Consider the following 18,827-nt stretch of genomic DNA (forward strand, 5'->3'; position numbering starts at 1 on the left):
ACTGCCTGCCGGTTACGGCTGCACATCCAGCCCCAAACACAGCCGCGCGTGCTCACGAATGAATCTCGTGCTGTCCTCGATCTCCGCTAGTGAGCGCGAGGCGTCGCCGACCTCACTACCCACGCGCAGATAACCGTCTCGATAATAGAAGTCGCGAAAGCCAACGTACCCGCCGAAAGCGTTCTTGCCGTTGAACTCTCCGCACACCACTCGTGGCTGCCCGTCCTGCCGAACCACTCTTACGTGTCTAAACTCTGCAGAACCCGGGTTTCGAAGCGTGTCTTTCACGGCCTCTTTCGCGTCCCGGATGTCCAGCGCCGAGCCGCAACCTGCGAGAAAAGCCAACGACAAGATCGCGATCTTTTTCAAAGAACCCTCCGCTCATTCGCAGGAGCATATTTTGGCGGCAGCCCTCGGGGAAGGCCTAACTCCGCGCCGCCTTCACCGCCGCCTCAAACTCGGCATCGGACGGCGGGCCTTCCTTACTCTCCGCGCCCTGGGCCTTCAGCCAGCCGTCATAGGCTCGCATCAGTCGCCAGATCGAGGTTTGCGCGACCGCTTCGGGCGAGAGGCCGATGGCGCCGCCAATGGCGTAAAAGTTGCCGAACCGGAGCTTTCGTCGGGGGAGCGGTTCGTCTCCCCCTCCATCTCCCCCTTCGGCTTGTCCTCGTCAGGAGCGCCGACCAGCGCGGCGGCGATGATGGACAGACACAACGGCTTCAGGGCCAAGAAGTCGCCCGGCCCAGCGTATCGCTCGACCAGGCCCAGCGCCTTGAACTGATCGACGCCGCCGCCGATGAGCGCCAGGCGCAGCGTCTGCCGCAGGTCCGCCAGCCGCCAGCGACCTTCCGAGATCCGTTGATAGATCTCCTCCGGCCCTGCATCGGTCAGTTCCTGAAGCTCCTCCAACTGACCGATGGTCAGCTGGAAGTCATAGACGCTGTCGCCGAACGGGGCGCGGGCCTTGGCCGAACGGCTCATTAAGGAGCGTCCGCGCCGATGGTCGGCTCGTCGGCCTGCACCATGTTCATCGAGCCGGTGGCGTAGCCGCGAGCTTCAGCCTCGACGCTGAACGATTGCAGGATGTAGGCCCCGGCCACGCGCCACATGCCAGCCTGACGCACGCGCACGTTCACCGTCTGACCGACACGCTGCATCCACGGCAGCATCGAAGAGGCGTGGACCTTAAAGCCACCGCCAATGCTGCTGTCGGTGCTGTCGACACGCCGCACGATCTTGTCGGGCTGGGAAGGGTCGTCGCAGCGGGGAATGCTCTGCTCGGTCACCGACGCAGTGCGCTCGAAGGAGCGCGAGCCGTTGATCATGCAGTCGTGCGCGAAGACCTCGGGGTCAGCGCCATCGCCGATTTGGACAAGGATCGACTCGCCCGAGACGACCTCAACGTATTCAGGTTCCGCCATAGCGGTTCTCCATGTGAAAGCGCCGCCCGGTCAGGGGCGGTTCAGGGTTGAGCGGTTGCTCGGGGATCAGGCGCGAGGCGCCAGCCGGTAGCGAAAGTGGATGGCGACGCGGCTGGTCCGCCGGTCTGCCTCGCGGGTCGAAAGCACCCGCTCCACTTCGTGAATGACGACGGTGAAGCCGGGCACCGCGATCTTGTCGTTCAGCAGCTTCACCAAGGCCGCTGCGATCCGCTTTACTTCGGGCCAGCCCACAGCGCGCGACCAGCAGTCCAACTGGACGGAGATCGCCACCAGGTCGTGGCATTGGTCGCCGTCGTCGCCAGACGTCATCGGGCCGAACGACACATATGGGAAGAGGTCGTCCGAAACCCGCCCGGTCTCGTCCGCCGGGACCTGGTCATAGATGCGCTTGCCGATCAGGCCGTCCATGACTGCCGATCCGCGCACCGTGGAGTTGATGGCGCCCTGCAGCTCCAGTTGTCCGTCGATCATTTCTTGCGAAGCTCCCGCGTCACGGCGCTGGCGATCCGCCGCTTGATCTTCGGGCCCAAGGTCCGGACGACCGGGTAGAAGTGGGGCACGGCCGGCACCTGCGTTCCATCCTCCGCGACGTGCCCCAGCTCGACACGCGGAGCTTTCGGCCGCCCCTTGCTGTCCTTGGCGTCGCTGATGACGACGTAGGAGATATCCCCCAGCCGCCCTTCCTCCTGGTAGATGTGATCCACCAGCTTCTGGTCGCCGTCTTCCCCGTCATCACGCGGGGCGATGGATTTCATCGTCGCCACCATGTCCTCCGCGCCCATGAACGCCTGCTGGCCAGCGCGCTTGCGCACATTGGCGGGCATCGCGGCGAACCGCGCCATCAGACGGTTGAGGCCCTCGATGTCCTCGCTCACGTCGCGACCCCGCTCTCCAGCTGCATCAGCAGCCACGTCCGGTCGCCGTCCATGTCGCCGATGAAGCGGATGTTGAAGACGCAGCTTGGATCTCTGGCGTCCACCACACGGTCGCCGGTCGTGATCTGACGCGTCCCGCTGTCGTTCCTGACCCAGCAGTCCCAAATGGCCTTGCCTGCCACGCGGCCGGCCTGAACATCCTCGCCGCCGCGCGTCGGGGTCAGGCTGGCCGAGCGCTCGATACCGAGGTCAGCGAAGTCGCCTTCGGGGTTGCCGTAGCCGTCGTCGCCGTCGATCGGCCGGCGCTGGAACTTCACCCGATGGCGAAGGTCGCCCGCGCCCTTAGGCTTCGGCACTGGTGTTCTTCACCTTCGGCAGCGATCCGCCCTTGCGGGCGCCGCCGTCGTGGTCGAGCGGGTCCGGGGCGATATCGACCGCCTTGCCCGCTTTCACGGCCGCCTCGCCGCATTCCCGGCGGACGGTATAGGCGCCGTCCTTCTCGGCCCCGCCATTCGGGGAGAAAGCGATCAGCACGCGGGGCTCTTCGCTCGGCGTGTAGTCGTAGGGTTCGGTGAAGCGAACGCGCATGGCGGGTCTCCTCAGACGCGAATGATGCGGTAGGGGCGCAGCAGGTTCTCGACCGCCGGGTTCAGCGCCACGATGGTCCCGGTAATGACCGACTCCCGCGAGTTGTAGAGCCCGCCCAGCGTCAGCAGCGCCGCCGCCTTGAACGCGGGCTCCGCACCCTGCGGCACCAGCTTGTGGTCGCAGAAGTCGAGGCAGGACAGAACGGCAGCGTCGGCGTAGCTCTCGATGAGGCTGTTGTGGTCGTTGTGCTCGACGCCTAGGTGCTGCTTGGCCTCGTCAATGCTGAAGAGAGGGCCGGCCGTCAGGACGACGACATTCAGCATCAGGCGCCCGCCTTGTTGGCCGGCTTCGGTTCGGCCTTGTTGGAGGGCGCCGGCTCAGCCTTGTTTTTCGGCGACGGCGCGGCTTTCTCGCCGGGCGCTTTCTTGCTGGCCAGGCCGCGGTCGATCAACTGTTCGGCCAGGGCCTCGTCGTCGACTTCGAACGCCTCGCCGGCCAACAGGGGATCGGGCGTCTTCACGGACGTGATCTGCACGGTATCGAGAGCATAGAGTTTCATCGGTGTTCTCCTTGCCGGAACGGTCGCTGATCGGCCGCTCGGGAAAAGAGGCCCCGGCCGGAGCCGGGGCGCTCAGCATCAGCCGCCGGTGGCGGTCGAAGCGGTGATGGCTGCAGCCAGGTCGCCCTTGATGAAGGCTTCCGGGCGGTAGACGGCCATGGCCAGACGTTCCTCGGCGCGGATCGTGACCAGGTTCTTGCGGAAGTTGTCGCTGTCCTCGGTCGAGATTTCGACGTTGGCTTCTTCGCGGTCGAAGATCTGCGCGCCCAGCTTGAAGGCGCCGGTCAGGAACTTGCCGACGGTCATGGCCGGGGTCTCGACCACAGGCAGGCGCCACAGGGTGGACGGACCGCCGTTGACCGGATTGCCGATGATGTGCCGGCCGGTCGTGTCCTTGACCAACTCGATCTCGGCCCAGTTGGTCGGGTGCAGGACGTGACCGGTCGGGGGCAACTCGGCCAGGAAGGCCTGCAGCATCGCCAGGCGCAGCACGTCGATGCTGGTCACCGGGCCGGGGAGGGTCGTCGGAGCGGAGTACGCCGTCGCCTGGGTGTAGATGCCGTTCAGATCGGTGCCGGTGCCGCCGCCGTTCAGCATCTGGCCTTCCTCGACGTACTCCAGGCCGTAGCGCAGGCGCCCATCGATGTAGGAGCGCAGCTGCGGCACGTCGTCGAGGATCTGCTTTGTCGCCAGCACCCAGTGGGCGATGGTCGTGACCGGCGTGGTGACGATGTCGAACTTGATCTCGGACTGAGGCTTGGTCGCGCCCGAGGTTTCCGAGACGGTCGCCGCGTTGTTCGTGAAGCCGGTTTCCTTCACGTACTGGATGGCGTTCGACGCGGTGTTACCCGGCGTCAGCAGGTCGCGGATGGTCATGCGGCGCTGGGCGGGCGTGATGATGCCGTCCACGCGCTGGGGCACGATCAGGTCGCCGGCCGAACCGTTGGCGTCGGTCGTCAGGGACGAGATGATCGCCTTGACCGCGATGCTGACCCGGCCCTTGCCGCCGCCGGCGATGAAGCTCTTCAGCTCGTCACTCTCGGCGACCATCTGACCGGCCGACTTCTGGCGTTCGTCGTCGCGGCCGTCCGGCTGGGTCATCTTCTGTTCGATGACCGACAGGCGCTCGCTGATCTCGTTGTGCTTGACCAGCGCCTCGTCGGCCTTCTGCTTGGTCTCGTCGGTCACCTTGCCCAGGTTCTTGACCTCGGTTTGGGTGGTCTCCGCGACCTTCTTCACGTCGTCGGCGGCCTGCTTCAGGTCCTTGACGAGGGTTTCCATTTCTTGAGCTTCGGACATTGGGGTCTCCATCAGGTCCGGGGGTTGAGGAAGCCGTCCAGCGCCGCCCGCAGGTCGGTCATGGCTGATTTGACGGCTGGATCGATGCCCCCGGACTCACTCCGGATGGCCTTGGCGTACCCGTGGGAGGCGATGCCTGCCCGCAGGGCTTTCGGGACCCCTAGATCACCCAGGATGTCCTCGAACTCTTTGGTGCTGGGCGGCTCGCCGTCGCGCAGTCGCCGCACGAAATCGGCGGCGCGCTCTGCCTTCACAGACGTGACCGTCGCCTTGTCGTTCGCCGGGAACGACACGATGCTGACCTCGCGCAGGTCCAGCTTTTTCAGGCGCCGGTTGTTGCCGTCAGGCTCGGCGGCCAGTTCGCGGTAACCGATCGACAGGCCGCGAATGGCGCCCGCCTTCAGCATGATGTGGGCTTCGTCGGCTTGCTTCACGCCAAGGAGCAGACGCCCTTCGCAACGGAGGCCGCGCTGGTCTTCTTCCATCAGCGTCCAGACGCCAATGGGCTGCCAGGTGTCGTGCTGCCACAGCATCATCGGCATGGTCTTGGCCTTGGCGTGCGCGCGCAGGCTGGCGGCGAACGCGCCGGGCTCGACGATCTCGCCGTAGCTGTCGGCGTTGCCGAAGATCGAGCCGTATCCGGCGAACGTGCCGTCATCCCCGACCTCCTTGAGGTCGAGCTCGAAGTCCTTGGTCTGCATCTAGGGAGGCCTCCTACTCGGCCGTCAGCGCCGGCATGTCGCCAATCGGCTTGCCGGGCATCTGCATGGTGATGGGGACGTTCTGCATCTGCATGCGCGGGACATCGCCGCCTTCCACCGGCGGCAGCCCCTCGCGACGGCGCACCTCGTTGATGGTGGTCCAGCCGTTGCGCAAGCCAGACTCATAGAAGGCCGCGCGACCCTCGCTGTCGCCCCGGAGAAGACCCTCTAGGTTGAACTCGACCACGATACCCGCCGCGCGGTCCGCCGGGGTGAGCAGCTGCTTCATAATGGCCTGCTCGATGCGCTTCAGGCGCTTGCGCAGGGCGAACTTCACGAAGCCTTCGGTCTGATCCTTCAGGCCCGTCCCCCAGGAGGTGGATTTCTCGGTGTGGCCGACCATGTGCGGCGGCACGCCAAAGAAGCGGCAGACCTCTTCAACGCCGAAGCCTCGCGACGCCAGCAGCTGTGTGTCTTCCGGCGAGAAGCCGAGCGTCTGAACCGTCGTGCCGCCTTCCGCGATGAAGGGCCGCCCGTCGTTGATGGCGCCGGTGAACTTGTCCTCCAGCGCCTGCTCGAGCGGGTCGCGCTGTTCCTTCTTCAGCCACTCCTTGAAGGATAGGATGATGCCGGGGCGGGCTCCGTTTCTGAAGGTCCGGGCCGCGCTCAGGTTCGCAGCTGAAGAGACCCCGAAGACCTGCCGGCCAAAGGCGATGGTCGACAGCCCACCGAGCGGAGATCCGCCGAAGCCCCGCACGTGCAGGATATTCTCGGCGGGCTCGTCGTAATGCTTGCCGTCCTCGCTCCAGGTGTAACGCAGCGTGCCAGATGATGTCCGACGGACCGACGGCCTAGCGATGGGTGACAGGCTGACGATCCGGTCGCCCAGCCTGCCGATCCGGGCATGCATGTTGCCCCGCAGTTCGAGAGCGGCCACCCCGCCCTCGAAGAAGTCCATGGCGGTCTGATCCAGGTTCGGACTGTCGTGAAGAACCCGATACAGCGGATGGTCCTTGGCCACGGTCCGGTCGCCCTTGGCGTCGGTGCGGTAGACCATCAACGGCAGCGAGGCGATCGTACCTGCCAGCAGGTTGACGCAGGCCCACGCCGCCGAGAGGTTCAGCACCGTCGTCTCGTTGACCGGCACGCCCGCGTCGATGTCGCCGACGCGGCTGCGTTGCTCAGTCAGCGACAACCTTTCACGCGTGTCGCCCTTGGCGCTGAACGGCCAGAGCGCCCGAAGCATCAAGCCGGCACCCCCAGGCTGGCGAGGTAGTCGTTCCATCCCGCCTCCTTCTTCTCGGCATAGAGCGCGGCGCCGGTCGCCATCGCCAAGGTGACAAGGCCGTCGATCCGGCCGCGTGAGCGCTTCTTGTCGAAGGCCCGGTTGTTCTGTCCGTCGTGGTCCAGCGCCGCGTTCGCCGCGCACATGTAGGTCACAGGGGACGCGTCCACCGTGATGGCCTTGGTCAGGATCGCGTCCTCAAGACGCTCGACCGACCGAGGCATGCAGAGCTGTCGATCCTCAAACACGACCCTCTTGCCCTGGCCGTGCGCGATCAGTTTCAGGCCCTCGCCCTCCGGCTCGTCCGGCCCCTTCCAGCGCCACACCGGCAAGCCGATGTCGTCGCAGGCGTCGATGAAGTCCGCGATGCCGGCCGGGTCGAAGGCCAGGAACTGTACGTCGTGCTCGGCGACGAGCTGGGCGACTTCGGCGGCCGCGAAGGTCTTGTCGATCACCGCGCCCGGCACGGCTGTCAGATGGCCAGCCTCAACCCACTCTTCGTAGGGCGCGCCGTCTTCCTTGGCCCGATCCGCCAGTCCGTCCCGTGTCGTCCAGTACCAGGTCTTGGCGTAGAGCTTCCCGTCCTTCAGCCAGATCGCCGTCAGGGCGGTCAGGTCGTTCTTCTTCGACAGGTCCAGCGATAGCCAGCAGGGGCAGCCCCTGAAGTCGTCCGGGTTCACCTCGCCCTGGACCGCCGCCCAGGCCGCCTCATCGATCCAGAAGTCGACGGCGCCGGTCGGGATGCCGAAGTAGAGGCGCCGCACCGACATAGCCGTCGAAAGCCGCACCTTCGCCGTGTTCACCTCGCCGCGGATGTTCTCGACCGGGAAGGTGATGCCGAGAGCGGGCAGCGACTTCACCCACGCCGCCTCGTTGTCGAAGATCGTCTCCCGATCCGCCTTGTCGACGCGAGCGATGAAGGCGAATGCCTCGTCATCCTTCACGTCGCCCTTGAGCACCTTCTGGAAGAAGTCGCTGTAGGCCGTGCCCACAATCTGCGTCGTCGCCGGGGTGTTGGTCCCCAACAGCATCATGGCGTCGCCCGGCATTTTCGCGATGGCGCGCTGCCAGGTCTCGATCGAAGCGCCCGACTTGAACTCGTGGATCTCGTCGGCCAGCACCGCCGTCGGCCTGGGGCCCGAGATCGCCTCGCCGTTCGCCAGCGACTGAAACTTTGATCCGGTATCCGGGTGCTCGATCTTCCAGGCGTTGTCGCCTTCGCCTCGGATGATCGCCTCGCCCCGGCTGACGAGACTGTCGGTTTCATCCTCCGGCGTGTCCGGGATGTTGGCCCGGCACATGGCCACGCCGTCCTTGAACAGCACGTTGGCCGTCGCCCGATCCTGCCCGATCGCATAGACCTCGGAGCGCTTCACCCCGTGCCAGCCCATCAGGTAGAGGCCGATGCCGGCCATCAGTGGCGACTTGGCCTGACCCTTTCCCGTCTCCAGCCAAGCTTGCCGGAACCGAAGCCGGCCGCTCTGCATCTTCCAGCCGAACAGCGACCCGACCGTGAACTGGTGCCAAGGCAGCAGCGTGAAGGGCTTGCCCTCCATCGCGCCCGCTGTGATCGACAGCACCGCCGGGAAGAAGCCCAGGGCTCGGGCCGCTGCGGCCTCGTCGAAGTAGAGACCGCGCTTCGCCCCGTCCTTCAGGTCGCGAAGGTGACGCTCGGCGGCTTGTTGGGCCAGTTCCCCTGAAACGATCCGGCCGGCGACGACATCAGCAGCCCACCGGCTCGTCGGGTCACTTGGCGACTGTGAGATACGCGTCGGAGGCACGAGCGGTCCTCGCCTTCTTCTCGACCTTCGCGGCAGCGGCCCGGCGGCGCGGCGACAGGCCCAGCTCTGCTTCCAGACGCTCGGCGTCCGACCCGGCCTCCCGCATGGCTGTGAAGTGTGGGCTGATCCGCGCGATGGCCTTGGGGTTGCCCCGCTTCGGCTTCGACACAGCCCCATGCTCGGCGACTTCACGCGAGCAACGATCGAAGATCACGTAGGCCAGAACCAGCCGCTGGATCGCGTGGCCGTTCGACGGCGACAGGATGCCCCTCTCGCGCATCTCCGCGGTGATCCGGCGCCAGTGTTCACCAGCGGCCTCGACCTCCAGGTCATCCGTCAGGAGCATGCGCCAGTGCGGCTCCGGCACGATGTCGCCCGTCCCCGGCACTACGTTCATGCAGCATCACCCCTACGGGGTGCCTCCAACTTTTATGTTTGAAAATCCATTTCGGTGCGAACGGACCTTGGCCGCCGGTGTCCGAGCGTCGGGTTCCAGAGTTTCTGGTGCCCCCCCCCTCCTGCGAGCGGGTCGCATCAGGCGCGATCGGGCCGGTTCCACGGGTGGTTCGGGTCGAGGGGTCGGCCGTCCATGCCCACAGGGCTGACCTGGCGCTGGCCGAACTGCTCTCTGGTCCTGATGGTGTGACAGTCCGCGCAGAGGCAGCGGATGTTGTCGTCGGTGTCTGGGCCGCCTTGGCTCAGGGGCTCGATGTGGTCGGGCACCGTCGAGGCGGTGATGATCCCCTTGGCCATGCAGTCCCTGCACAGGGGCTCGGCGGCGAGGCGGCGCTTGCGTTGCTCTACGCCTCTGCGGCCCCTTAGGCGTTGGGTGCCCTGGGCGGCGATGTGGTCAGGACGACGGGCCACGGTGATGCCGAACCGTAATCTTGATGTTGAGATCGGCGTCGCCCATGCCGCTCACACTCTGCTCAAGCGAAACGGCTTGACCGTTCTCGAGGGCATGGCGAACAACGTCCATCACGTTCTCGGAGGTAGGCCACAACGGCTTGCGGGCACCGCGTGGTCCGATGCCTCCATTCGCGCCACTCTCTCCCAAAGAGGCACCCATGCCGGTCACGGTCAACGATTCAGCCATTGGTTTCGTATGCTCCGAACTACCGGACGGTTGGACCTGGACTCTGACAAGTCGGCTTGGCCACTTGTTGGCGATCGCTGAAGAGCGGTACGGCCCGCGTGACAAGTCGTATACGCCTCTCGGGGTCGAGTTCGGCGGCGATGGGCCCAGCCTCTGGTATCCGGGAAATAGGGGCAATGTGTCGATCCGTCTTGGCCGCTCAGCAGCTGACGACCCATCACAGGCCTTCTTCCAGTTAGCTCACGAGGTCATCCACCTACTCGCTCCGTCAGGCGGTATGCATGCCCCAGTTTTTGAAGAGGGCCTCGCTACCGCATTCGCGGACGAGCAAGCCGAGGCGCAAGGGCTCAACTGGTTCAGCGGCTCACCCCACTACCTCGCCGCCAAAAAGCTCGCTGTCAGGCTGCTGGCGTTCCGGGCCGATGCGGTGATGAGCATCCGGGCGACGGAGCCAAGCTTCAGGCTGTGGACACCTGACCTGATCGAGCGCGCGGCTCCCGGCCTGTATTCGACAGCCGAACTCCGAATGCTGTGCGAGCCGTTCTCCTCGTTCGCTGCCCGGTTTTAGGAAGCAGACGGCAGGCCCGGCCGGGAACTCCCAACCCTAAGCCTGTCGTCCTCTCGCCCTAAAGGGAGATTGGAGCCCTGAGGTGGGCCTAACTGCTGAAGACTTATTCTTCTATGTCTGACGCATCTTGGCGCCAGGTTCCCTCTCCATACGAACCAGCAGGCCTGAGAGGTCGTCAATACAGACACGCAGGTGGCGGCGCAGGTTGTCACGCTGCTCGGGCGTGCCAGATTCCGCGACCTGTTCCCAGTCGCGCTGGATCGTTTCCCGGAGAGCGTCAATCTCTCTTTGCAGCAGCACTGCCTCTTTCATCGAAAAGAAAGCTACCAGCAAACCGGATTTTGTCGAGATTGCCGCGATACAAAAAACCCCGGCCGCTTGATGCTCCGGGGTCTCTCGGTCAGGATTTCGTGCCACCCTGACATAACTGCATCTAGGCTTATCTTCCTATTTGATCCGCCTGTCAAGCCGCAGGGCGACGGACAACGCGCTCGACCTCCAGAAGCGGTTCGCCGTCTTCATCGACATAAACCGTGTGCTCGATGACGCGGGGCGGAACAGGGGATGGGGCGCTGGATGGCGCGCCGCGCGCCCCGGTGTTGATCGGCTCCCTGGCCTTGGGCGGATGAAGCTCTGCCCGGATGGCGCGGAGACCGGCGATCAGCAGGTCACGCTTCCGCTCCCAGCTCGTCTCCATGTGCCCGTGCGCCCGCTGGATGACCCACTGCGGGAAGCTGTCGAGGATGCAGACGTTGTGCACCTCCTCGCGCTGATCGGGCGTCATGGCGGCGCAGGCTGCCTTCCAGCGCTTCATGGCGCGCGCTGCGGCCTCCTCTCGGCCTAGAGCGGGGCCGCCGTCGTCGGTGAACACCGCGTCCCAGATCTGCGCGACCTCACGATCCGGCAGGGTGGCGAAGAACGACGCGGCAGTCACATCGCCCGACGTGTCGGCTCCCGGCTTCACCTCCATGCCAGCCGACAGGCTGATGCTGCTGCGACCCATGCCGGCGGCGGCGTGAAGCGATGCGAACTCGGCGGCGGTCCGGCAGTCGGCTTCGCTCAGCCAGCCGTTCCTCAGCGCGATCTGGATGGGGGAGAAGGCCTGGCCGATATGGTCGACGCCGAAGATCGCCCGCATCTGCAGGACGCGTTCGTTCGGAGCGTGCTTCAGGCGTCCGCCCTTGGTGCGCTCGCCCTGCTGACGGGGACGGCCACCCTTGGAACGGGGGTTCAGGCGGGGTTTGGTGGCTTTGCCCATGAGGGGAGGGGCCTTTCAGAACAGGGTGTATCGGTAAAGGGTGCGGGGGCTGATGCCTGGGCCCCGCTGCGGGCGCGGGTCGCGGTCATCGACTACGATGAAAGGGCGGGAGAGGATGCCGCTCGGCAGACCGACGATCTTCTCAGCCTGACGGTCGGTCCGCCCCATGCGCCGCTGCTCGTTGACGGCGTGCTGTTGAGCGAGGGAGATGCGTTCGACCATCAGGTCACAAGCTCCGATTTGGCGGATCGTCTTTTGCGTTGTTCGTCATCCCTACTGTTCCTCTTTCTGTAAGGTAGTTGCTGGATGGAGAGGGTTGTTGTCCGGGCATGGGACGACTAGCCCCCGAGGATTTTACTCCCCGACGGCTAGTCCCCATGCCCGTGGTGGTCTTGCTGGCCGGAGCCGGGCCGCCGCCTTGGGCCGAAGCGGTGGGGTCGCATCCCCCGCCTCGTTGAGAGCTACTATGTCGGCGCCATTGCGACGCGCCGGGAACCGCGCTTCTCTCTTTAGGACTGCGCTTGCCCAGGTTCCTGCCCCACGGTGGGCCTTCCCATGTCCGCCGCCGCCGTCTCTCATCGAAACCGACCGGTCGGAATGGCCCCTCTCTCTTTGAGCGTGAGAGGGATGCTCGCATCATCAGATGACGTCCCTCCCACGAAGTCCGAGCGCCTTGCGCTTCTTGCGCAGCGTTTTGTTGGTCGCGCGCCAAGGGTGAGCTCCAACGCGATCCTCAAAGTCGTGAATGCCCGAATGACAGTCCCGACAGACCAGAACGAGATCCATCAGGCGCTCCTGACCGATACGCTTGTAGGTCCGATGGTGAAGCGACAGTGCGTCCCCCGCTCCGCATCCAGCGCAGCACTTGTTCTTGGCCAGTTTGCTGGCCCAGAAGCGGCGTCGAACATCCTGCCAGTGGGGGCTGGAGAGGTATTCGCGATAGCTGGCAAACCCGAGAGACCTAAGGCGCTCGTGGAAGATGCGAATGCGCTCGGCCCGGGACGACAGTCTCTTCATCCTATCGCCTCCCGCAACAGGATCGCCACCGACCGCAAGCCATGCTCTTGGTGGTGATCATTCCAGTCACCGATGGCAGGCGGCATCACCCAGGCGCAGCCCGAGCGTCGTGCGTAGAACTCTCCGGCGCCCTTGCCTTCCAGATGCGCGTTCGGGGCGTCGTGATCGGCCGCGATGCGAGCGCCAGGGATGGCCGCAGCCACCTTCTCGACGTTGGATGCCGAGAAGGCGCTCAGAACGGTCGCTGAGACGCCCAGGAGCCGCAGGGCCGCTCTGACGCTCAACGCTGTGGCGATGCCCTCGCAAACCCACGTATCGCGCCCAGAGGCTATCCGGTGGCTGGCGCCGCCCTGCGCGCCCCTCAGGATGTTCTTCTTCGCCCCATCGGCGGTGATGAACTGCACGGTCGTCACTTTGCCGCCGATGCGACCAGGCACGATCAGGAAGGGGCCGATGCCGGGGAGGGCCTTGGCCAGCGCTTCGCCGAAGGGCGTCTCCGGGAAGAACTTGCTGGGCACGTCGCAGACCAGACCCAATTCGTCAGGGAAGCCCTTCTTCTCCAGATACGGATGCTTGTCTTGGCGGCAGCTATGCACGATGGCCGCGCAGATCTGCTCGACCTCCTTCTGCTCAGCCAGCCGGGCAGCCTCGCGACGGCGCGCGCGGCGTTCAGCTTCGGGATCGCGGCGTACCTGGCCAGAGCCGGCCAGGCTGAAGCGGTGATTGGCGCCGGTCTGGTGATTCCACACCATGCCGCCATTCTCATCGTCGAAGATCAGGACGGCGGCGTCGTCCCGGCCGTTCTTGCCCTTGGTATCCGTGCGCACCCACTGGCCGGGGGAGAGGCGGCGTTTGGGGGGCTCGATGCCCACCACCGCACAGGCCTGATGTAGGGCTTCAGTCAGCGACAGGGTCATTTCACCCTCCGCGTTTTGTTCAGCTTGCGGAAGCGCAGAACTTCGCGGTCCGCCAGCGCATACGCCCCAGCGTCGGGCGCGACTGGCGCCATGCTGAACCAATGATAGGGCGGCTTGCTGCCGGGATAGATCCCCTTCCAAATCGCCCAGGCGCGCTTCCGGGCGGCCTCACAGTCGCCATGGCGGCTCTGGTCGATGCTGTAGCAGATGGCGGCATTGTAGACCGCCTTGGGGTTCTTCAGGCACTCGGCGCGTAGGCCGGGGCGTGCTTCCATGCCCATTGCGCCCGCATCGAACTCGCGCAGTTCGCCCTCGACAGCCTGGATGCCTGAGCGCGCGGGCTTCTCCCAGCCGCAAGCCGTGCAGGTCGTGCCGCGAAGAGCGCCCGAGCATTCCGGACAGACAACCTTCTCGCGGGCCTTCTCATTGCGCTCGCGAGCGACGCTGTCCCGCTTCTCGGCCTTGTCCAGTTCGCCGGCGCCGTTCTCCCAGACGTCGTACATGTCCAGGTGGAATCGCTCGAAGTTGCCGGAGTGATCGAGCCAGAGCGCCACATCCTTGCCGGGATGCGAGCGCATGACCCGGCCGATCTCCTGCATGTGGCTGGACAGGCTCTTGCGATAAGGCTTGCACGAGATGCCGACGCGCACGTCGGGCACGTCGAAACCCTTGGTCAGGACGCCGCAGGAAATCAGGCCGTGGATCAGGCTGTCGGGGCGGCGGAACTCGGCGATCCGCGCCATGCGCTCGTCCTCGTCGTCGAGATAGCTGATCTGCTGGAAATTGAACCCGGCGGCGGCGAAGGCGGCGCACAGCTCGCGCCCATGCTCGACTGTCGGGCTAAATACGATGGTCTTCACCGGCCCGCCGAAGTGCTCGCGCGTCTTGGCGATCCATTCCTGAACCACGTCTCCGACGATCTTGATCCCGGCGTCGGCGGCGCTCTGGTCACTGAACTCGCCGAAGCTGTTGCGGCCCAGCTCGCTGTCGTCAGGGCTCTTGGCGACGAAAATCTTGGGCTCGACCAGGAAGCCGTCGTTGATCAACTGACGGGTCGAAACCGCGTTGACCATGCCGTCCCAGTGCTGGCCCATGCCCTTGGTGAACGGGGTGGCCGTCAGGCCGATCTTCACCGCGTTCGGATAGCGGTTCATGAACTCGATGGTGGCCTTGAACTGACAGTGCGCCTCATCGACGATGATCAGGTCAGGGTCGCGCGGCAGGCTGCGTCGGGCGAGCGTCTGAGCCGAACAGACCTGCACGTTTTCGCGCGGCGCCCACCGTTGGTGGATGCCCTGCACGATGCCGTGAGGGATGCCGTATTCGTCGAAGACGGCGCTGGTCTGCTCCACCAGGGCGACGCGGTCGACGATGAACAGCACATAGCTGCCCTTCTTCGCCGCCTCCTTGATCAGGTAAGCCGAGATCAGCGTCTTCCCCGCGCCCGTCGTGGCGCACAGGATCAGACGCTTGATGCGCTGCCGGATTTTCTCGCGCAGCCGCTCAACCACCGCCCCCTGATAGGGCCGCAGGGCAATCTCCCTGGCGTCGACGAACGTCAGCATCCGCACACCTCCCGGTATGCGGCGCGCTCAGCCTCCTGTCGGGGCAGCCCGCCGTCGTACTCGATGATGGCGGCGCGCTCTTCGAAGGCGTCGTATTCAGGCCAGATCTCGCGCATCAGCTGGCCCCGGTGCTTCGCGATCCAGGCGAGCGCCGTCGCATCCAGCCGTCCCTTGCGGAGGCTGATGTTCCAGCGGTCCCTTCCGACCTCGCCGCCAAGGGCTCTGATGCGTTCGACGATGCTCAAAGCTGGAACACCTGGTTCTCGATCTCAGCCTTGAGCTTCTCGTTTTCCTTCTTCAGGACGTGGTTGTGGCGAAGGACGCGCGCAGCCTCCTCCTTGGCGCGGAACATCTCGCTGCTGGCGTGCTTGAGCTCTTTCGCCTGCGACCGGATCGTGTCGTCCTTGTCGCCCTGGTGGCCCTTCAGCTGCGCCTTCAGCTTGGCGGTGTTGGCTTTATGTTCCTTGACCGCTTTGCGCAGGTCCACGACTTCAGCGCGTAGGGCGATGATCTCGTCGGCCTTGGCCTCGTCCGTCATTTGGGCGATCTCTCGACGGGCCTTGGCCTCGGCGGGGTCGATGGGCTCTGCAGGCTCAGCCGGGGGTGTCGTGCCCCGTTTCTCAACGGTTTCAGAGGGCGGCGCCAGGTCCGCTTCCACCTTCGCCACCTGATCCTCTGCCGACAGGTTCTTGATGCTGTCGAGGTAGCGGCCGGTGTCGAGGCGGGTGCCCTTGATCAGCGCCAGCGCTTCGTCAGACACCTTCTCGCCGCGCTCGGCGTCGCGCTGAACGGCCCGCTCAGATTGGCCCGTGGCGGCGGCGGTATCGGCGGTGAAGCGGGGCGCCGGTTGCTTGTCGCCAACTTGGCGAGAAGCATATTGATTGCCCTTTGGCGCATCAGCCCGCGTCTCCGGGTGCAGCGCCTCATACGCCGCCTTCCGACGACGGGTGAACTCGGCGCGCTCGGCGGGCGTCAGGGACGGCGCGCACAGGTTTTCGTCGCACTCGGCGATGATCCTGCGATGCTGATCCAGCGCCAGCACGGTGGCCGGGATTTCGGTCCAGCCGAGCAGGCGCGCAGCTTCCAGCCGGTGCATCCCGGCGATCAGGGCATAGCCCTCGCCATCCGGCGCCACCGCGATGGGGTTGAGCAGCCCGACCTCGCGGATGCTTTCCGCCAGGGCTTCAACCTGCTTGCGATCCGCCTGACGGACGCGGTCGAAGGTCGTGATGCGGTCGATCTGGATCATGCATCGGCTCCCGATGTCGAGCGCAAGCGCATGCTCTCGTCGTATTGGCGCTGGGCGGCGACCAGGTTGTCTCGCGCCGCGTCGCGCACGGCCTCGACCTCGTGTTGCTCGATGACGCCATCGGCCTTGGCCGCATGGACGGCCTGAAGGGCGCGGGTCGCCGTGGCGGTGCTTTCGACTGCAGCGGTTAGGGCGCCGGTGTGGGCCTCTTCGCCCGCCGTCATGCGACCGAACGCGCCGAAGACCAGCGATTGTCCGGTCACCTTTTCCAGCTTCCACACCTGCGCCCAGGTCGGCAGGTCGTTGTTCGCCGTGCTGATCAACTGGCCGACGCGCTGACGGCTGACGCCGAGAAAGGCGGCAGCGGCCTCCTGCGTGCCGACAGCGTCGACCAGCTGGCCGAAGTGCGCCTTCAGAAGAGCGGGGGAGAAGTCGTTCATTGCCAAGAGCCTTGTGCATGCAAGGTGACGGGCGACCGGCGTTGGCCGAATGTCGCCTCACAGGATTGGAGGTTGAAATGTTGGACAGGGCGAACAGCGGACCGGAGCCGTCCGCAGAAATCTTGCGGGCGATCCGCCATGGAGTTGCGGCCGGAGCCTGCAGCGTCGCGGCGCGGGAGACGCGCGACCCGAAGTGGTGGCGTCTGGCGCAGGAGCAGCGGGAGAAGGCGAGGGGCGCGCTGCATCAGGCGGCGCCCGCTTTTCTCGCAACAGGTCGGTACACATCTGGACGAAGCGCAGATCGTGAAACCTGACCGTCTGTTGCGGCATCGATCGCCATCGCGAACTCGGCAGATACCCTGCCGTTTTTCAGCGCATGCCAGACAGCATTTTGAGAGCGGCCGGTGGCCGCCGCCAGCTTCGACTGAGAGCCGAAAATTTGAATCGCCTCGCTTAGGAGGCCTCTCGTGATGTCTGGGCTTGGGCGAACCGTCATGCGGTTACGCTAACACGCGCAAGTGTTAATACCAACACCTTTCACACAAGGGTGTGTTGGACAGGTTTGTCCTGTCCACCTAAGGCCGGCAGTGGACGGCTTCGGAGGCAGGCAATGGATGCGACGCAACAAAGTGCCGAAGAAATCGGTCAGAAAATTCGCACGATGCGCGAGCGCGCGCGGCTTTCGCAGGCGGCTCTAGCCGAGGCCGTCGGGACGACCCAGCAAACCATTGATCGGATCGAGAAGGGGGAGGTTAAGCACTCTCGCTACACGACGCCGATCATATCGCTCCTCTCGCTGAGATCTGTAAGCCTACGGCAAGAGGCGGCTTTGATTCACAGCGCTCAAGCAAGTGTCGCGTCCACACATAGCAGGCTCATTTCCACCTATCGGCTAGCGGCGAACCAAGAACTTGCCCTAACCGAAATGGTGGAGGCACCCTCGTTTGTTGCGGCCCTGGCTGATACCTACGCCGTCGTGCTGTCCAAAAACATCACCGGTCCGATGGGGGATGTGATATTTCGGTTTGGCGATGTTTTGTTTTTAAGCCCGCACTCGCCGCTCCGGCATTTCGATGCGTGCCTTGTTCGGCAGAAAAGTTTGGCCGCTGAAGGCGTTGTGGCCATAAAGATTGCGATTGATCCCGCTCTGACGCCGACGAATAGCGTCATAGCTCACGACGACCCTCACTACGTAGACATCCATAATGATGCCGTGGACATCCACCGGGTTGTGGCAGTGCATGCACTTTAACACAGATACGTGTTGACTTAACGCGATGTCGAGTTACCGTGTTGCTCATCACCCCACGTGATGGAGCCGCGCCGTGCCGCACCCAGACACAGTTTTAACCGCCAGCCGCGCCCTTGCCGTAGCTGACACCCCCGCCTTTCCGGCCGTCACCGCCGGGACCGTCGGCAGCGTCGCCATCCAGACCGTGGATGGCCGGGCGCTCCATGCCTTCCTGGAGGTCGGCCGCGACTTCTCCACCTGGATGAAGGACCGCATTCGGACTTACGGGTTCGAAAAGGGCGCTGACTTCGAGACCTTCGAAAGTTTGAGCTCCCCAAATCCGGGGAGCGCAAAATCTCGGGCTCAGCGCCAGGTCGAATACGTCCTGACCATCGACATGGCCAAAGAGCTGGGCATGGTCGAGAACAACGAACGGGGCCGAATGGTCCGCCGCTACTTCATCGACTGCGAGCGCAAGGCCAAGGCTCCGCGCCGCGCGGCCGCGCTGAAGCGTCCCCCGAGCAGCCGCACCCTGACGTCAACCTGGGCATGGGCCGAGTCGCTGAGCGATCAGCTGGGCATCCGCGATGCCAATCAGAAGGCCTTGGGCGCCAACGCCCTGACCGAACGCCTCACCGGCGTCGATGTGCTGGGCGTCATGGGCCTGAAGCATCTGGTCGCGCCGCAGCAGACAGTCCTCTTGACGCCTACTGAGATCGGCGAACGGCTGGGCGAGGTGTCGGCCCGCTTCATCAACGCCAAACTTCTCGAACACGGCTTCCAGTCCGGCAGTCCTGGCGCTTGGGAGCCGACCGACAAGGGCGTCGCCGCCGGTGGCGTCATGGTCGATGTGGCTCGGGGCAATGGGACTGGAAACAGCCGACAGCTCCGATGGTCCAGCACCATCATTGACGAACTCCGGCCGCTGATCGCCGCCGCCTGATCCACCGATAATC

Annotated in this window: 28 protein-coding genes; 4 read left to right on the forward strand and 24 right to left on the reverse strand. The window is 65.0% G+C overall.

Features of this window, described 5'->3' with window-relative positions; genetic code table 11:
• Window positions 1-12: 12 nt before the first annotated feature.
• The 15 genes from RT567_RS00395 to RT567_RS00465 all read right to left on the reverse strand — a co-directional run bounded on the left by RT567_RS00395 (window position 13) and on the right by RT567_RS00465 (window position 9,397).
• Window positions 13-369 carry a hypothetical protein gene (locus RT567_RS00395; RefSeq protein WP_313573540.1) on the reverse strand — a complete coding sequence of 119 codons (357 nt, stop codon included), beginning with the start codon at window positions 367-369 and terminating at the stop codon, window positions 13-15.
• A 159-nt stretch (window positions 370-528) separates the two neighbouring features.
• The gene (locus tag RT567_RS00400) at window positions 529-981 is read right to left on the reverse strand and encodes a gene transfer agent family protein (protein ID WP_313573541.1); all 453 of its coding nucleotides are present in this window, start codon (window positions 979-981) and stop codon (window positions 529-531) included.
• Window positions 981-1,421 carry a phage tail tube protein gene (locus RT567_RS00405; protein ID WP_278069897.1) on the reverse strand — a complete coding sequence of 147 codons (441 nt, stop codon included), beginning with the start codon at window positions 1,419-1,421 and terminating at the stop codon, window positions 981-983. Before RT567_RS00405 ends, RT567_RS00400 begins: the two co-directional genes overlap by 1 nt.
• A gap of 66 nt (window positions 1,422-1,487) precedes the next feature.
• Window positions 1,488-1,913 carry a DUF3168 domain-containing protein gene (locus RT567_RS00410; protein WP_313573543.1) on the reverse strand — a complete coding sequence of 142 codons (426 nt, stop codon included), beginning with the start codon at window positions 1,911-1,913 and terminating at the stop codon, window positions 1,488-1,490.
• Window positions 1,910-2,317, reverse strand: a complete 408-nt coding sequence (locus tag RT567_RS00415; RefSeq protein WP_112999599.1) for an HK97 gp10 family phage protein — start codon at window positions 2,315-2,317, stop codon at window positions 1,910-1,912. The genes RT567_RS00410 and RT567_RS00415 overlap by 4 nt, the downstream gene beginning before the upstream one ends.
• Window positions 2,314-2,673, reverse strand: a complete 360-nt coding sequence (locus RT567_RS00420; protein ID WP_313573545.1) for a head-tail adaptor protein — start codon at window positions 2,671-2,673, stop codon at window positions 2,314-2,316. The genes RT567_RS00415 and RT567_RS00420 overlap by 4 nt, the downstream gene beginning before the upstream one ends.
• Window positions 2,660-2,905, reverse strand: a complete 246-nt coding sequence (locus RT567_RS00425; protein ID WP_313573546.1) for a hypothetical protein — start codon at window positions 2,903-2,905, stop codon at window positions 2,660-2,662. The genes RT567_RS00420 and RT567_RS00425 overlap by 14 nt, the downstream gene beginning before the upstream one ends.
• An 11-nt stretch (window positions 2,906-2,916) precedes the next feature.
• Window positions 2,917-3,228 (reverse strand): head-tail connector protein, encoded by a 312-nt coding sequence (locus RT567_RS00430; protein WP_313573548.1) that lies wholly within the window; start codon window positions 3,226-3,228, stop codon window positions 2,917-2,919.
• Window positions 3,228-3,464 (reverse strand): hypothetical protein, encoded by a 237-nt coding sequence (locus tag RT567_RS00435; RefSeq protein ID WP_313573550.1) that lies wholly within the window; start codon window positions 3,462-3,464, stop codon window positions 3,228-3,230. Before RT567_RS00435 ends, RT567_RS00430 begins: the two co-directional genes overlap by 1 nt.
• Window positions 3,465-3,542: 78 nt before the next feature.
• Window positions 3,543-4,763 carry a phage major capsid protein gene (locus RT567_RS00440; RefSeq protein ID WP_313045534.1) on the reverse strand — a complete coding sequence of 407 codons (1,221 nt, stop codon included), beginning with the start codon at window positions 4,761-4,763 and terminating at the stop codon, window positions 3,543-3,545.
• Window positions 4,764-4,774: 11 nt separating this feature from the next.
• Entirely contained in the window at window positions 4,775-5,464 is a 690-nt protein-coding gene (locus tag RT567_RS00445) for an HK97 family phage prohead protease (protein ID WP_313045535.1), read from the reverse strand.
• A 13-nt stretch (window positions 5,465-5,477) separates the two neighbouring features.
• Window positions 5,478-6,710, reverse strand: a complete 1,233-nt coding sequence (locus RT567_RS00450) for a phage portal protein (RefSeq protein ID WP_313573553.1) — start codon at window positions 6,708-6,710, stop codon at window positions 5,478-5,480.
• Window positions 6,710-8,530: a terminase TerL endonuclease subunit gene (locus RT567_RS00455; RefSeq protein WP_313573555.1), complete on the reverse strand. Its 1,821-nt coding sequence runs from the start codon at window positions 8,528-8,530 to the stop codon at window positions 6,710-6,712. Before RT567_RS00455 ends, RT567_RS00450 begins: the two co-directional genes overlap by 1 nt.
• On the reverse strand, window positions 8,496-8,927 hold the full coding sequence (locus tag RT567_RS00460) for a P27 family phage terminase small subunit (RefSeq protein WP_278070475.1): 432 nt from the start codon (window positions 8,925-8,927) through the stop codon (window positions 8,496-8,498). Before RT567_RS00460 ends, RT567_RS00455 begins: the two co-directional genes overlap by 35 nt.
• A gap of 137 nt (window positions 8,928-9,064) precedes the next feature.
• Window positions 9,065-9,397 carry an HNH endonuclease signature motif containing protein gene (locus RT567_RS00465; protein ID WP_313573557.1) on the reverse strand — a complete coding sequence of 111 codons (333 nt, stop codon included), beginning with the start codon at window positions 9,395-9,397 and terminating at the stop codon, window positions 9,065-9,067.
• A gap of 200 nt (window positions 9,398-9,597) precedes the next feature.
• Between RT567_RS00465 and RT567_RS00470 the strand changes: the two genes are divergently transcribed.
• Complete coding sequence (locus RT567_RS00470; protein WP_313518610.1) at window positions 9,598-10,194, forward strand: hypothetical protein; 597 nt, start codon at window positions 9,598-9,600, stop codon at window positions 10,192-10,194.
• Between the two features lie 111 nt (window positions 10,195-10,305).
• Here RT567_RS00470 and RT567_RS00475 read toward each other — a convergent pair whose 3' ends face one another.
• Together RT567_RS00475 and RT567_RS00480 are read right to left on the reverse strand one after the other, a co-directional pair.
• The gene (locus tag RT567_RS00475) at window positions 10,306-10,527 is read right to left on the reverse strand and encodes a hypothetical protein (RefSeq protein ID WP_313044849.1); all 222 of its coding nucleotides are present in this window, start codon (window positions 10,525-10,527) and stop codon (window positions 10,306-10,308) included.
• A gap of 130 nt (window positions 10,528-10,657) precedes the next feature.
• Entirely contained in the window at window positions 10,658-11,332 is a 675-nt protein-coding gene (locus tag RT567_RS00480; RefSeq protein ID WP_313573558.1) for a hypothetical protein, read from the reverse strand.
• Between RT567_RS00480 and RT567_RS00485 the strand changes: the two genes are divergently transcribed.
• Entirely contained in the window at window positions 11,306-11,746 is a 441-nt protein-coding gene (locus tag RT567_RS00485; RefSeq protein ID WP_313573560.1) for a hypothetical protein, read from the forward strand. The two genes, RT567_RS00480 and RT567_RS00485, sit on opposite strands and share 27 nt — an antisense overlap.
• Window positions 11,747-12,091: 345 nt before the next feature.
• Here RT567_RS00485 and RT567_RS00490 read toward each other — a convergent pair whose 3' ends face one another.
• The 7 genes from RT567_RS00490 to RT567_RS17215 form a co-directional block, all read right to left on the reverse strand.
• Window positions 12,092-12,469, reverse strand: coding sequence for an HNH endonuclease (locus tag RT567_RS00490; RefSeq protein ID WP_112999583.1), 378 nt, complete (start codon window positions 12,467-12,469; stop codon window positions 12,092-12,094).
• Window positions 12,466-13,386, reverse strand: coding sequence for a toprim domain-containing protein (locus tag RT567_RS00495; RefSeq protein ID WP_313573562.1), 921 nt, complete (start codon window positions 13,384-13,386; stop codon window positions 12,466-12,468). The genes RT567_RS00490 and RT567_RS00495 overlap by 4 nt, the downstream gene beginning before the upstream one ends.
• A complete protein-coding gene (locus RT567_RS00500) occupies window positions 13,383-14,951 on the reverse strand; it encodes a DEAD/DEAH box helicase (RefSeq protein ID WP_313573564.1) in 1,569 nt (522 codons plus the stop codon). The genes RT567_RS00495 and RT567_RS00500 overlap by 4 nt, the downstream gene beginning before the upstream one ends.
• A complete protein-coding gene (locus RT567_RS00505; protein ID WP_313573566.1) occupies window positions 14,945-15,196 on the reverse strand; it encodes a hypothetical protein in 252 nt (83 codons plus the stop codon). The genes RT567_RS00500 and RT567_RS00505 overlap by 7 nt, the downstream gene beginning before the upstream one ends.
• Window positions 15,193-16,200, reverse strand: a complete 1,008-nt coding sequence (locus RT567_RS00510) for a ParB N-terminal domain-containing protein (protein WP_313573568.1) — start codon at window positions 16,198-16,200, stop codon at window positions 15,193-15,195. The genes RT567_RS00505 and RT567_RS00510 overlap by 4 nt, the downstream gene beginning before the upstream one ends.
• A complete protein-coding gene (locus RT567_RS00515; protein WP_313573570.1) occupies window positions 16,197-16,640 on the reverse strand; it encodes a hypothetical protein in 444 nt (147 codons plus the stop codon). Before RT567_RS00515 ends, RT567_RS00510 begins: the two co-directional genes overlap by 4 nt.
• Window positions 16,641-16,884: 244 nt before the next feature.
• On the reverse strand, window positions 16,885-17,136 hold the full coding sequence (locus RT567_RS17215) for a transcriptional regulator (protein ID WP_409516130.1): 252 nt from the start codon (window positions 17,134-17,136) through the stop codon (window positions 16,885-16,887).
• A gap of 114 nt (window positions 17,137-17,250) precedes the next feature.
• On the opposite strand from RT567_RS17215, the gene RT567_RS00520 reads away from it, so the two are divergent.
• Both RT567_RS00520 and RT567_RS00525 read left to right on the forward strand, forming a co-directional pair.
• The gene (locus tag RT567_RS00520) at window positions 17,251-17,892 is read left to right on the forward strand and encodes a helix-turn-helix transcriptional regulator (RefSeq protein ID WP_313573572.1); all 642 of its coding nucleotides are present in this window, start codon (window positions 17,251-17,253) and stop codon (window positions 17,890-17,892) included.
• A gap of 73 nt (window positions 17,893-17,965) precedes the next feature.
• Window positions 17,966-18,814, forward strand: a complete 849-nt coding sequence (locus tag RT567_RS00525) for an antA/AntB antirepressor family protein (protein WP_313573574.1) — start codon at window positions 17,966-17,968, stop codon at window positions 18,812-18,814.
• The last annotated feature ends 13 nt before the right edge of the window (window positions 18,815-18,827 follow it).

This window comes from Brevundimonas sp. (assembly GCF_032107865.1).
GTDB lineage: Bacteria > Pseudomonadota > Alphaproteobacteria > Caulobacterales > Caulobacteraceae > Brevundimonas.